Source organism: Photobacterium satsumensis (genome assembly GCF_050336935.1).
GTDB lineage: Bacteria > Pseudomonadota > Gammaproteobacteria > Enterobacterales > Vibrionaceae > Photobacterium > Photobacterium satsumensis.
This window is the reverse complement of record NZ_JAKJSK010000007.1, coordinates 123330-135919: the sequence shown is the minus strand read 5'-3', so window position 1 is coordinate 135919 and position 12590 is coordinate 123330. Positions and strand designations below refer to the sequence as shown.

At 50.9% G+C, this 12590-nt stretch carries 10 protein-coding genes; all 10 read right to left on the bottom strand.

Annotation, left to right across the window (positions count from 1 at the left end):
- Nucleotides 1-12: 12 nt before the first annotated feature.
- The 10 genes from L4D79_RS12320 to L4D79_RS12275 all read right to left on the bottom strand — a co-directional run bounded on the left by L4D79_RS12320 (nt 13) and on the right by L4D79_RS12275 (nt 12531).
- Nucleotides 13-1359, bottom strand: coding sequence for an MFS transporter (locus L4D79_RS12320; protein WP_428652587.1), 1347 nt, complete (start codon nt 1357-1359; stop codon nt 13-15).
- A gap of 58 nt (nt 1360-1417) precedes the next feature.
- Nucleotides 1418-2944 carry a signal transduction histidine-protein kinase/phosphatase UhpB gene (gene uhpB / locus L4D79_RS12315; RefSeq protein WP_428651871.1) on the bottom strand — a complete coding sequence of 509 codons (1527 nt, stop codon included), beginning with the start codon at nt 2942-2944 and terminating at the stop codon, nt 1418-1420.
- Entirely contained in the window at nt 2944-3552 is a 609-nt protein-coding gene (gene uhpA / locus L4D79_RS12310) for a response regulator transcription factor UhpA (RefSeq protein WP_428651870.1), read from the bottom strand. Before uhpA ends, uhpB begins: the two co-directional genes overlap by 1 nt.
- Nucleotides 3553-3729: 177 nt before the next feature.
- Complete coding sequence (gene uhpT, locus L4D79_RS12305) at nt 3730-5130, bottom strand: hexose-6-phosphate:phosphate antiporter UhpT (RefSeq protein ID WP_428651869.1); 1401 nt, start codon at nt 5128-5130, stop codon at nt 3730-3732.
- Between the two features lie 330 nt (nt 5131-5460).
- The gene (locus L4D79_RS12300; RefSeq protein ID WP_428651868.1) at nt 5461-6114 is read right to left on the bottom strand and encodes an MBL fold metallo-hydrolase; all 654 of its coding nucleotides are present in this window, start codon (nt 6112-6114) and stop codon (nt 5461-5463) included.
- Between the two features lie 184 nt (nt 6115-6298).
- Nucleotides 6299-6853, bottom strand: coding sequence for a peptidoglycan L,D-endopeptidase MepK (gene mepK, locus L4D79_RS12295; protein ID WP_428651867.1), 555 nt, complete (start codon nt 6851-6853; stop codon nt 6299-6301).
- Between the two features lie 174 nt (nt 6854-7027).
- Nucleotides 7028-8710: a L,D-transpeptidase family protein gene (locus L4D79_RS12290; protein ID WP_428651866.1), complete on the bottom strand. Its 1683-nt coding sequence runs from the start codon at nt 8708-8710 to the stop codon at nt 7028-7030.
- A 192-nt stretch (nt 8711-8902) separates the two neighbouring features.
- Nucleotides 8903-10096, bottom strand: coding sequence for a DUF1513 domain-containing protein (locus tag L4D79_RS12285; RefSeq protein WP_428651865.1), 1194 nt, complete (start codon nt 10094-10096; stop codon nt 8903-8905).
- Nucleotides 10077-11084: an imelysin family protein gene (locus L4D79_RS12280; protein ID WP_428651864.1), complete on the bottom strand. Its 1008-nt coding sequence runs from the start codon at nt 11082-11084 to the stop codon at nt 10077-10079. Before L4D79_RS12280 ends, L4D79_RS12285 begins: the two co-directional genes overlap by 20 nt.
- Nucleotides 11085-11097: 13 nt before the next feature.
- Nucleotides 11098-12531: a di-heme oxidoreductase family protein gene (locus tag L4D79_RS12275; RefSeq protein WP_428651863.1), complete on the bottom strand. Its 1434-nt coding sequence runs from the start codon at nt 12529-12531 to the stop codon at nt 11098-11100.
- Nucleotides 12532-12590: the final 59 nt, after the last annotated feature.

Below are 12590 nucleotides of genomic sequence, written 5' to 3'. Positions count from 1 at the left end.
ACATTATGACGTTTATGACGTAATGCTTTCCGGTGTCGCCTGTGCCTTAAGGAAAGGTAACAACAGCAGCCCAATGACGCCGGCAGCAATGGAGATGACAACGAAAAAGCCGGTCCAGTGAAAATACTCCATCACAAGGGCCAGTGGGTAACCTGCCAGTGCCGCCCCCATATAGGCAAACAAGCCGACAAAGCCGGTCGCAGCCCCTACTGAATCTTTGTGCGAACATTCCGCCGCCGCCATGCCAATCAACATCTGTGGACCGAAGACAAAAAAGCCGACCGAGAAGAAACACCCTGACAGCAAAGCAAAGCTTTTCACCGGCATCAGCCACAGCGCCGCGACTGAGAGGAAAATGCCAATAGCAAAAATAACATTCATCGGCCCCCGGTTACCGCCAAATAACCGATCTGAGCCCCAGCCGGCCACCAGCGAGCCGACAAAACCACCGACCTCAAATAAGGACAGTGCCATATTGGCCTGGATCAACCCATAGCCTTGCTGCTCGCTCAAGTACAAATTGCCCCAGTCATTAATGGCGGTTCGCACCACATACACCAGCACATAACTGAAAGCCAGCAACCAAATATACTTATTGGTCAGTACATATTTGCGCAGGATCTCCCGGGTGCTCAAACCAAATCCTTCACGCTCATGGGTCAATTCAAGCCGGTCCTGACGCCACTCACCGACCGTGGGCAAGCCTAGAGTATTAGGCTTATCCCGCAGCCGCCAGCAAAGTACCAGCCCAATCACCACGGCAATCGCACCGGGAACAATAAACCCCAGCCGCCAGCTGTAGTGCAAGGTGAGGTAACCGACCAACAAGGGGATCAATGCACCGCCCACATTATGGGCGGTGTTCCAAATTGACCACCAGAAGCCACGTTCCGAGCGGGAGTACCATGTCGTCATCAGCTTCGAGCATGGTGGCCAACCCCAGCCTTGAAACCAAGCGTTACACACCCAAAGGGTCATCAGCCACCAAAGCGAGTCGGCGAAACCGAACATGATATTCACCACACCGGTCGCCATCAGGCCAATGCCCATGAAGTAACGGGGGTTAGAACGATCGGAGATCACGCCAGAGAGAAACTTCGAGGCACCATAGGTAATGTAGAACAATGTACCCATCAAACCGATGTCGGACTTGTCCAAGCCGAGATCCACCAACATGGTCGGCATGGCATAATTGAAGTTCTTGCGGGTAAAGTAAAACACCGCATAACCAACATACATCGTCAACATGATGTGCAAACGCCAGTAACGGTATTGCTCATCGACACGTTGGGCGCTGCTGGATAGCTCTGGATTAACGACTGCCTCTGAACTTGGTGAGGACTCTGGGCTCCCCAACACTTGCGTTTTCACAATAATGTCCTCACAACAATTCTTCATAGCCGATTACGGCCCGCCTTTACAAAATAGGCAATTGGATAGCGATGCAGGTGCCTTTGCTTGGCCCTGAAGTATGGCTATCCACGTGAATAGAGCCGCCCAGCGCTTCAACCCGCTCTCGCATACCTTGCAAACCAAAGCCATGGGAAGACATCTGCATCACCTGCTCGACACTAAACCCCCGGCCATTATCGCGAACCGTCAGAGCGACCGTTTCTGCTTCCAGCACAAAAGTCAGCTCAAGCTGACTGGCTTTTGCGTACTTGACCACATTGTTCATCGATTCCTGACAAAGGCGGTAAAGGGTCACACTCAGGGTATCGCTTAAACCATCGGGTTCGCATCCGTTGCAGTGCCAATCGATAGACGCTGAAATCCCCTGTGCCTCGCACTCTAAATCCCTTATCAACTGCTCTAGGGAATCGACCAATCCCATGTCATCAAGTGATTTAGGCCGCAAGCGGCTCAACAAGCCCTTGGTAGTGTCATAGATATTCAGTGATAGATTTTCAATCATGCCGGCACACCCTGCCCCCACTGGCGTGGTTTCTACCCGCTGGATGATAGAGGCCTGGGTACGAATTGCCGTGATATTCTGGCCGATTTCATCATGGAGCTCTCGGGCAATGTCACGCCGCACGGATTCTTCAGCTTTGACCAGCTGACGGGATAAACTATGGTTGCGGTTGAGCTGCAGTCGCAGTTGTTGATTCAGCTCACGCTGGCGTTGGATTCCCATCCCCAGCAAAATACCGGTCAGGCTTTGTGCCGACAGTGAAAGCAATAGGTCGGTCACTTCCAGGTTGCTCCCCGTACTTCGGGCCGCAATCAACACCACACTGTTGAGAAGCGTACCCAACAAGGCTCCTTGCCAGCCATAGCGAAAAGCCAGCAAAATAATCGGGATTGCCAAACAAAAAGGTGCAAAACGACGCATCTCTTCCGGTAGGCCAAGCTGTAGAGCGATACTGGCAATAAACAGCCCGGCGTAGAAAAAAACATGCCGCACCCGCAAAGCCACTGGGCGGGAGACGAGATCGACCGTTAACGGGATCCAGGCCTGCTGGAATAAATAACTCCAGATAAGGTAGCAACTCGGCACAAGCATCAACCCGCCGGTAATACTGACCAACAGTACCATCCAACTGTGATCGCTGAACCAACCGGATATCGCAACATTGAGCATCGCTGCCAAGCCAATCACCGCGCCCATCACACATAATCGGCGAAGTTGGGAGCCATAGTATTGGCCGTGTGCCACCCACAGCAATGGTACGCTGGCAATACTCGCGCACAGTGCCGCCCCCCATAGCGGGTTGCCCACCTGCGGAGCCAATGCCAGCATCAAGGTCCATTCGGCACCATATACCGCGCCCCAGTACTTCTTAGGGCAATGCAAGGCGATCCCCATTCGAAGTGCGAAAGGGAAAAGGAAAACGGCCAATTCAGGATCGAGGGTAAAATAGGAAGCAATGGCCCAGAGGCAAAACCACGCACAGGCGATCAACAGCCACCCACCTAACGTGGTAAGGGCAAAGTTACGCACTACAACACCTCGGTATTGAAATGCTTGGCTAGCTCAACGTTGTTTTTGGCACCGAGTTTGTCCATGGCATTCGCCCTGTGGACATGGATGGTCTTGTGGCTCAGGCCAAGTTCGGCCGCCACGGCTTTGACATCCAAGCCAGTTGCCAGCATTTCACCAATTTGGCGTTCACGTTTGGTTAACTGGGACACTGACGCAGACGATTTCGCGGTTGTTGCCAGCTTGATCGCAATATCTGGCGTGAGGTAACAGCCACCGGCCGCCGCCGTCCTTACCGCTTGGACCAGCTCATCAGGGCTACAGCGTTTACTGAGGTACCCTCTGGCACCCGCCTGTAACGCTTTTTCCACCACAGCGGCGCTGTCGTGGACACTGAGCATAATGCAGGCTATCCCCTCGGGGAGATCGGCCAGCAATGACAAACCGCTTTCATCCGGCATCGAGATATCGAGGATACAGACATTGGCCTGGCTCCCAGGCAGTCCTTGACGGGCATCTTTGGCCGACCCAAATTCACCCACCACATTGATGTCCTCTTCCAACATCAGTAACTGTGCAAATCCAGAACGAACAATGATGTGATCATCAACCAAAGCAACGTTGATCATTTTTTATCCCCCAAGGCGAAAAAGAGGCATAAACTACCTGTTCATCCTTTGTGAAACAAGGCTGAAATGTAATTAATCAAAAATAGTAATATTGCAACCAAGCACCTATAACAAACAGATATAAAAAAACTGCCCGTAGGCAGTTTTTTGCTCAGTCTATTTTGCTAAGTCGTGCAATTAAGCCGTTTTAAGCTCAAGCTCTTTTTGCAGACGCTTTTCGCGGCGGATCTTTTTCTCTTCCGCAACAGCAACAAAGAGAAGCAAGACAATACAGATAGCAGCAGAGGTATCTAGCGCAGCGAATGTCCCTTTCCAACCCGTCAGGCCAAAGATTGGCGTACCATCTGCAATCATACCCAGACCCAGTTTAGCGAAGCTGTCACCAATCAGGTAAGCAAAGGTACCTTTGACGCCGTCGGCCACACTGATTGCTTTCTTCGGTACAAAGCCTACCGCCGCAACACCAATCAGAAGCTGAGGACCGAATACCAGGAAGCCAAGTACGAACAGTGAACCCAAGTACATGTACTCGTTCGTCGCATGCTGGTAGAACTCTAGGCTAAAGATAATCAGTACCAGAGAAACACACGCAACTAATGCACGACGACCATTTGCTAAGTCAGACAAGTAGCCCCACATCAACGTACCGACTAGGGCACCGACTTCAAATAGAGTGAAACCAGAGATAGCCGTTTCTTTTGACAGGCCAAGCTCTTGGTAAGCATAAACCGTTGACCACTGATCGATACCAATACGTACAACGTATAGGAAGATGTTGGCGAAACACAATAGCCAAATAACCTTGTTCTTCAGCACGTACTCCATGAAGATTTCGCGCTTGGTCATCTGGTTTTCTTCAGCGTTGATATCTTCTTCGCTAATTTCCTCGCCGAATAGCTCTTCTGCTTTACCCAGACCGTATGCTTCCGGTGAATCGCTACCAAAGCGCAAACACATGAAACCCACCACCAACGCAATGATCGATGGGAAGATGAACATACCAATCACATGTCCGTCGAACAGGTAGTTTGCACCGAACAGTGCAACACCGGCAGCACCGGCACCACCTACGTTGTGGGACATATTCCACAGGCCTAGGTAGGTACCACGCTTGTTACGCGGCGTCCACTTGGTGATGGTTGAGTAGCTCGATGGACCACCGGTACTTTGGAAGAAACCGCTCAGTGCATAGAAGCCGACCATCATGAACAGGCTGGCGCTTGAGCCACCCAAACTGACACTGAAGCCCAACATTGCGATGCCAGAAAGAATCAACATGAAAGGAAGAAACTGTTTGGTGTTCTTTCCATCGGCATAATAAGAAACAACGGTTTTACCAATACCGTAGGTAATGGAGAAACCCAGACCGATCAGACCCAGGTCTGTCATCGACAGGCCGTAGGTTGAAATCATGTCGTTCTGAGCAACGTTGAAGTTTTTACGGATCAGATACATGGTCATGTAACCAATAAATACAACCAAGTACGATTGCATAAACGGCTTGAACCACATTTTACGGCGTTCTTCTACAGGCAGATCCAACGTTGGCTTTCTGACCTGGTCAAGAAGTTTAAGCATGTGTCACCCTCAATACTTTTTCGACGTTATTTACAGCGCAGGCTGTACGTTCTGATCTTCTTCTGCCGAATAGGGCCTGTTGAAACTTCAAAGCCTCTTCTGAGCATAAAGCTTCAACAGCCCCTACTCGCCAGATCAGCAAACAGAGCAAGAAGACCATTGGTAGGCATTGTAGGGAGGCAAGTTTGGATCGGCTTGAGAAGCAGACTTAGGACAATTAGGAAAATTTCCTATTTCCAGTCAAGCGGAGGGAGAAACGTGAAAGTAGTCACAAAAATCACAAGGAGATGGAGGAAAGACAGCCCAGAGTAATCTGGGCTGTAAGAATCATTAATACAGTGGCATCTCATCGGCAACAAATGGGTTCGATGCGCGCTCTCTGCCAAAGGTCGAGAGCGGGCCGTGACCCGGAATAAAGGTAACCTCATTGCCCAGTGGCCACAGCTTACCCTTGATTGAGTCAATCAGGGTTTGGTAATCGCCCTTAGGAAAATCGGTACGGCCAATACCGCCATTGAACAGTACATCACCGACAAACGCCAAGTTTGCTTCATTGCTGTAAAGCACCACGTGACCAGGTGTGTGGCCCGGTGTATGCAAAACCGACAGTGTCTGGTTACCGACCGTCACTGTGTCGCCTTCTTCCAGCCACTGATCAGGATCAAACGCTTCGGTTAACGGAAAGCCAAACATCTCACTTTGGCGAGGTAAGCCCTGTAGCCAGAATGCGTCTTCCTTATGCGGACCAATCACCGGAATATCCAACTCTTTCGCCAGCGGCGCTGTGCCACCAACGTGGTCAAGGTGACCGTGGGTCAAGAGCAGTTTGGTAACAGTCAGTCCTAATTGCTGTGCTTTTTCTTTAAGAAGGTGAATATCACCTCCCGGATCAACCATTGCTGCTTCTTTGGTTTCATCACACCAGATGATGGAGCAGTTTTGCTGAAATGGGGTGACCGGCACAATTTCAAATTGAAGGCTCATTGATTTTCCCTAGCGGTTTCAGTTCTTGCCGCAGGATAGCATATACCCAAGTGACTTCAAATTGCAGGATTCAGCAGAGTAAAAATGGGAGAATAGGGACAGCAAAGCCGACAGCTGCCAAGAGAGGGAGGCAGTGTCGGCTTTGTAATTATTTGGCTTGTTTCAGCATCCGCAAATAGGTTAATTACCCATTCCAGCGACGCACAGGACCCGTATCAATATGGACGAATCCGCTACGAGGATAATATCCTACACCACCTAGGCGCATTTCAAGTGCGGCATTACGGATCCGTGACAGAGAGACACCTTCAAGATTGAAGTCAATTGCCTGACCTTTCATATGATAGCTCTTTGTCGCAACACCGCCATTTTTCTGCAGCGCTTTATTGGTCGCGGGGGAACGGTAGCCAGAGATGATCCGTACCTGCCCTTTGTGACCAAGTCCAGCTTGGATTTCAGTGATCGCATCAAACAAGCGGCGATCCATATGCGCTACTTCGTTGCGCCTGAAATCACGGCAGATATGGTTAATTTTCTGTAATTCTTCTTTGACATACAGCTTACCATTGAAGTATTCACTCTCAAGATCTTCACTGGTATGAATATTGTGCAACGAAATCTGGCGAGCACTCCCTGCTTTATACGGACTTGCTATCGCCCAACTTGGCAATAAACATGCCCCAAGCGCTACTCCACCAGCAGCCAGTAGCTGACGGCGCTTGTAATCAATTTCAGACATAACTCAACAACAACTAACTTCTTGCCTTTTTCAGGCATTGTCACGCAACCCCAAACGGGCTCCCTTAATGAAGAAGCAAGATAACGTTCAGATATTGTTCAGTCAAACCTTGAAATGACAAAAAACCGGCAGCTTTTTAATCAAAAGCTGCCTAATTATTGACACCAAAGCATTTTATTCAGTGTAAAGAGATGTAAATAATTCTTGGTTTTGCGACATAGCGATAAACTTGTCATAGTCGTAAACATCGTTGCGATAGTTTACCAAGCCATCGTTATCGACCCATGCGGTCTGGTAGATCACTTGTATTTTCACTTTATTGGACAGGCCAACTGTCTTGGTTTTCGTACGTGCCTTAAGCTGATTCACCCGTTCCTCCGTCACGCCAGAATGATTAAGTAAAATCATGGCCAAACTTCCAGCTTGCTCTACCCTGACACAGCCCGAACTGAATGCCCTCGTCTCTTTGGCGAACAAGCTCTTGGAAGGTGTGTCATGTAAATAGACGGCGTGATCATTGGGCATGTTGAACTTGAAGCGACCCAGTGCATTTTTATTGCCCGGTTTTTGCCGTAAGCGATATGGGAACTGCTTGGCATTGACGATCCGCCAATCAATGGTGTGAATAGGGATTTGCTCTGAACTCTGCCAACTTCGAATCACCGCAAAACCGTTGCGGTGCAAATATCCCCTATCCCTTCGCGCCTTAGGTAAAATGTCTTTGCGCATTATCGACATGGGGACGTTCCAGTACGGATTGAACACCACGGATGACACATTAGTTGTCATTAGCGGCGTTCGACGGCTTGGCCGACCAACAATCACCTTGCTATCGAGTACATGCCGGTCATTGAGCCACAGGCTTAGCGCGTAGTTCGGGATATTGACCACCAACAACGACGAGGCATCCGAAGGCCATAATCGGGTACGCTGGGCGTTAAGGGCTAAGACACGAATCCGCGACTTGGGCGATATCGCCAACCATTGCCGTGTTTGCGGGCCAATCGCCCCATCGACTTTCAGTCCGTGACGGCTCTGAAAACTCTTCACCGCATTGGCCAAATCAACGTTATAAGTACGAACGCCTGCAGCACGGAGCTGATCGGCTTCGAAGTCACGTAAATCGCCCAGCTTCTCTAAGGTTGAGATAAGCGAATCCGGGTTTTTCAACCGGGTGCCTAACCGGATGATCCCCGGTTGATAAAACCCGGGCCAGCTCTCGTTGGCTAATGGCTCAAGAGCATCGATAGCCAGAAGTAACCGGGTATAGTTTTCATCGTCAGGTTTGAGGCTGTTGACATAAAAGCGCAGTTGCTCGGTATCAATCGCGTTATAAAGTCGGGACAGGGTCGCCTCTGACGGCATGGGTAATTGAGGATCGACCCCTGCACCAAACAACCAGCCCCGGCCGTAGGATGGGATCCCCTCGACATAGCTCATGTAAGCAAACAGCGTATCGGTTGCCAGCAAATCATACTGACGCCAGTCGTTTGCTTGTTTGTAATGCTGGAGAAGTGAATAGCGGCGGTTGAAATCACTACTGATATTCGACAGCACCACCATCCGTAGCTGCTGCTCGAAATCACTGGCAGTAAAGGTATCCTGCCACAGCGGAACAAAGCCAATGCTTTGGTACAGTTCTGCTAGCTCATCAATATAACGGATGGCCGCTATATCATTGGCAACTTCATGCACCCATTGACGGGCTTTCTTCTGCTGCAGGATATCATCTGAGAACTGTTGCTCCAGTTGATCTCTTGCAGATAATGGCTGTACCGGCCAGGTCTCTTCCTCGGCATGGTTCACCTGAGAGAAGACACACATTAGGACAAGCCCCATACGACTGAGCTGTAACATTACCAACTGACTCCTCATTGCCGTTATCATAATTATGGCAAGTTTGATCTATAACGGACTAAATTTAGCCGTCATCACCAGTTGGTAATGTTTCAAATCCTGACAACTGTCAGGATATTTGACATATTTTGCTATTTTTAGGACAACAATCTACCAGTCGTACTTTAGTGACGAATCTGCCCCCCTGTCATTTCAGAGAATATTCCAGTGGTTATCCCACATTACGGGGCTTTGCACCGCTGCAACCTCCTTAGGGGGATAAATCGATAAAACTTTTCCAGCGCCAGAACCAACTAACCATTTACCGTCCTTGACACCGACCCCTGAAGCATCAACCAAGGGACGCAGCTCAATCAGCTCACGGCTGGCCTCATGCCAAATCCCATAACAATTGCCACGGGGAGACGTTGCCAATAAGTAGCCATCCAGGCTGGCAATACTGGCAATATAATGGTTGAACCGTAACCACTGCTCTTCCTCCGCCAACAGCGGTTTGAGCATACCGCCTTCTCCCTTACGATGGAAAGCCACAAGCGGAGCGGCATCTTCAGGATGGCCTCGATATTGTTGTCCGCAGGCAATTTCACCGGTGTCGGTCACAGTCAAATGGCGGATACTCAGCTGCTTATCGGCCAATACAGCCCTATCGACGACGTCCCCGGTTTCTCGATCAAGGTAGACAAGCGCAGGTTGCATGGTGTCTAAATTCAACGGTGTCCGGCCACGGGTGTGAACGCCACCGACGCCAATGGCCAACGTTTGATCATCAGCTAACACCACTTCATGCGGCCCAATACCAAAACCACTGAATTCAGCCACTTTCTCAAGCTGTCCTGATGCTGAACCTCCCAACTCGTAGACCCCGATGACCCCTTGACTGGTTTGACGAGCCCCTTCTGTGGCGTAGAGGTACTTGCCATCAGGGGAAAATACACCATGGCCATAAAAATGGCGGTCGGAAGGAGCTGTATAGATTGGCCAAGCCCGGCCTTGACGATAATCGAATACCTGTAAATAGCTGCCCGGACGGCGACTAAATGCCGCCGCTAAAGATCCGTTAGGTTGCAGAGCCACGCCATGGCCACGATCAGGCAGCGCCATTTGATAGAGCGGTGCGCCATCATCACTAGCAACAACCACACTGTAGCCGCCATCAGGCTGGCGGCTACAACCGACAATTGCTGCCTGCCCGGCACTGGCACTGTTGGCTGATATACCACGAGCGCTGCCCATGGTTGAGTTGGCTGCGCCGCTACCACCATTCCAGCTACATCCACCAAGCAAGGTACTTCCCGCTACAACGGCAGACAAAGGCCGCAGGGCAACGCTGCCCAATGCGCCGAACAAAAGCCGGCGCCGCGTTTGATCAGTCACCATCAGTTGCATTGAACCCCACTACAATGCCCAGCTCAGGAGCGACTTCTTCTTGCAACGTCAACTGGATATATTCCAGTCCATTGAAAATGGTGATCAGCTCACGGTAACCCTCACGGCTTTTGAGCATCGCTGTCATCGACGGCTCTTTCGGCCAAGAAGCCAGTAAATTGGCAAATTGAGAAACGAGGCGATCCGCTGTCTCTGGGTAGCCTTTGCTACGCAGCAATTGATCCAGCCCGTGCCCATCAGCAAGATACAATTGCTGCATCGCGGCAACACTGGCCTTTAGGTTCAGCATCGAGGTGCCAGAACGCCATGACTCAGCCTGATAGGGCTTAGGGGTGCCGGGCTTGCCCATTGGCCGCTGCAGCTTCTTGATGCTGTAATCAAGCTGATTGTTCAGCGCCCCTAGGTACTCGCTCAAGGCTAGCTCGGGCGTCATGATTTGCCATGGATTGTCTTGCCATGCCCCAACCAGCGCGTCGCTGCTTTGTTTGATATGAGCCGTCACCGCCCCGGCCAGCTGGCAACCCTCCATCGACTGCAGTGACTGCGGGTTGTCGTACAAAAACCATTCGGCAGCCCCCAGTCCCTGAACCGCAACACTTTGGCTGGCGAGATCATCGGCAGTCCACGCGTTATCCTGTTTCAACAACTGACCAAGCTTACGTCCGGTGGTGTTTTTCTTGTCAGGCCAAAATTGAATTTGCCAGCTGAACGCCAATGCCGCTTCACTGCCTTTCTCTCGACCTTGGAACGGCATCCAGCTCTGCATGGTATCGCTCCAAGCCTGCTGTACTGATTCCAGTGATGCGGCACTGTCTTGTTTGCACAGTGCGGCCATCGAGGTGTTCAATTCAGCCGCCGCTGACGAAAACTGATTGGCGGCGGCAAGGTGTTGCTGGTGAATGGTTTGGCTCGTTTTATTGGCATCGCCATTACAGCCCACCAACATGGCTGCCGACAAGAGCGCTAAAGCCTTAACACGATGATTCATACTTGCCCACTCCTTATAATGAATGGAGAAAAGCGACCAGCGCCTCTCGGTCTGGCTTGGAGAGCGCGGCGACCTGATCACGGCTTTGCTGGGCTTCCCCACCGTGCCACAGAATCGCTTCCATCACATTGCGGGCGCGACCATCATGGAGCAAGTTAGTGTGCCCATTAACCTCTTGGGTATACCCCAACCCCCACAATGGCGCCGTACGCCACTCTTGGCCATCAGCAAGGTATTCTCCGCGGTTGTCAGCCAACCCTTCCCCCATATCATGGAGCAACAAATCCGTATAAGGGTTGATTAACTGTTCAGACAATGCCGGCGAATCGGTATTCTTCGCCGTTGTTATTTGGGTTACATGGCAGCTTTGGCATCCCACCTCAGCAAACAAGGCTTCACCTTTGATCACCTTGGGATCATTGACATTACGGCGAGCCGGTACGGCTAAATGGCGAGAGTAGAACTCAACAAATGTCAGGACATTACGGCTCACCTCCGGTTTGCCGCCATTAGGAAGTTCATCACACACCGACTGCATCGACGAACAATTTTCGACCGGAAACAGTTCGCTCGTCAGGCCAAGATCGCCATTGAATGCCGCCGCATTCTGCTGCATCAAGCTTGGCTGGCCGGCTTTCCAGCCAAAACGACCCACGGCAAATGCCTGCGCTTCAACATCCCAGACCCGATTCAGCTTACCCGAAACACCTTTTGCCTCGGCCTGTTGTTCTTTGGCAATCTGCTTCAAGGTGTGTTCTGGGATAAGCTCAAGCAAACCCAAGCCAATCATAGGCGGCGCCACCCGTGCTGACATCATCACCTGCGGGTGCATCGGGCCATACTGTAGGTCAGTGATCGTTAATTGCGGCTGGCGCAAAGTAATGACCTCCCCCCCAGCCATTGTTACCGGTATTGCCTGGTAGGTAAGTTGGATTTGTCCTTCCGGCTTGGCGCTGGATAACGAAAAATCTTGTAATTGTCCGCCGTAGATCGGGTCGGGGATCACCCCGTTTTTAATAATGGCTTGCTTCTGCGCAGCAGTTTGGGCCGGAATACTCAAACGAACCAACATTGACACCGCGTTGGTATCCCCATCTTGCGGAGGGTGACCACGGCCATCTTTGATATGGCAGTTTTGGCAGCCATTGGTATTGAACAGCGGGCCTAAGCCATCACGGGCATCGGTTGTTGCTGGCGCTTGTACCCAGGGGTTACGGAAAAAGCTGTTACCAACACTGAAGTCCAACCGCTTAGAAAGGGGCAAGTTGGCCGCCGGTAGGGAAAATGCATTGGCACCGTTTTTTCTAACCGTGGTCTCCCCGCCAGATTTCATCGCCAGTATGTCTTCCGCCGACAAAGGGGCATCTTTCGCTTGGGCTGAGACCGTCAAAGAGAATACGGTTGAGAGCAGCACGCCAGCTGCTAATAAATTAAAACGCAACATCATGATTCATCACTCAAAATATAATTATTATGATGACGAAAGGGCTCAACCGAGCCCTTTGT

Coding starts and splice junctions, on each gene's coding strand:
- mepK (WP_428651867.1), bottom strand. CDS start 6,853: ATGTCTGAAATTGATTACAAGCGCCGTCAGCTACTGGCTGCTGGTGGA.
- L4D79_RS12275 (WP_428651863.1), bottom strand. CDS start 12,531: ATGATGTTGCGTTTTAATTTATTAGCAGCTGGCGTGCTGCTCTCAACC.
- L4D79_RS12290 (WP_428651866.1), bottom strand. CDS start 8,710: ATGTTACAGCTCAGTCGTATGGGGCTTGTCCTAATGTGTGTCTTCTCT.
- L4D79_RS12280 (WP_428651864.1), bottom strand. CDS start 11,084: ATGAATCATCGTGTTAAGGCTTTAGCGCTCTTGTCGGCAGCCATGTTG.
- uhpT (WP_428651869.1), bottom strand. CDS start 5,130: ATGCTTAAACTTCTTGACCAGGTCAGAAAGCCAACGTTGGATCTGCCT.
- L4D79_RS12285 (WP_428651865.1), bottom strand. CDS start 10,096: ATGCAACTGATGGTGACTGATCAAACGCGGCGCCGGCTTTTGTTCGGC.
- L4D79_RS12300 (WP_428651868.1), bottom strand. CDS start 6,114: ATGAGCCTTCAATTTGAAATTGTGCCGGTCACCCCATTTCAGCAAAAC.
- uhpA (WP_428651870.1), bottom strand. CDS start 3,552: ATGATCAACGTTGCTTTGGTTGATGATCACATCATTGTTCGTTCTGGA.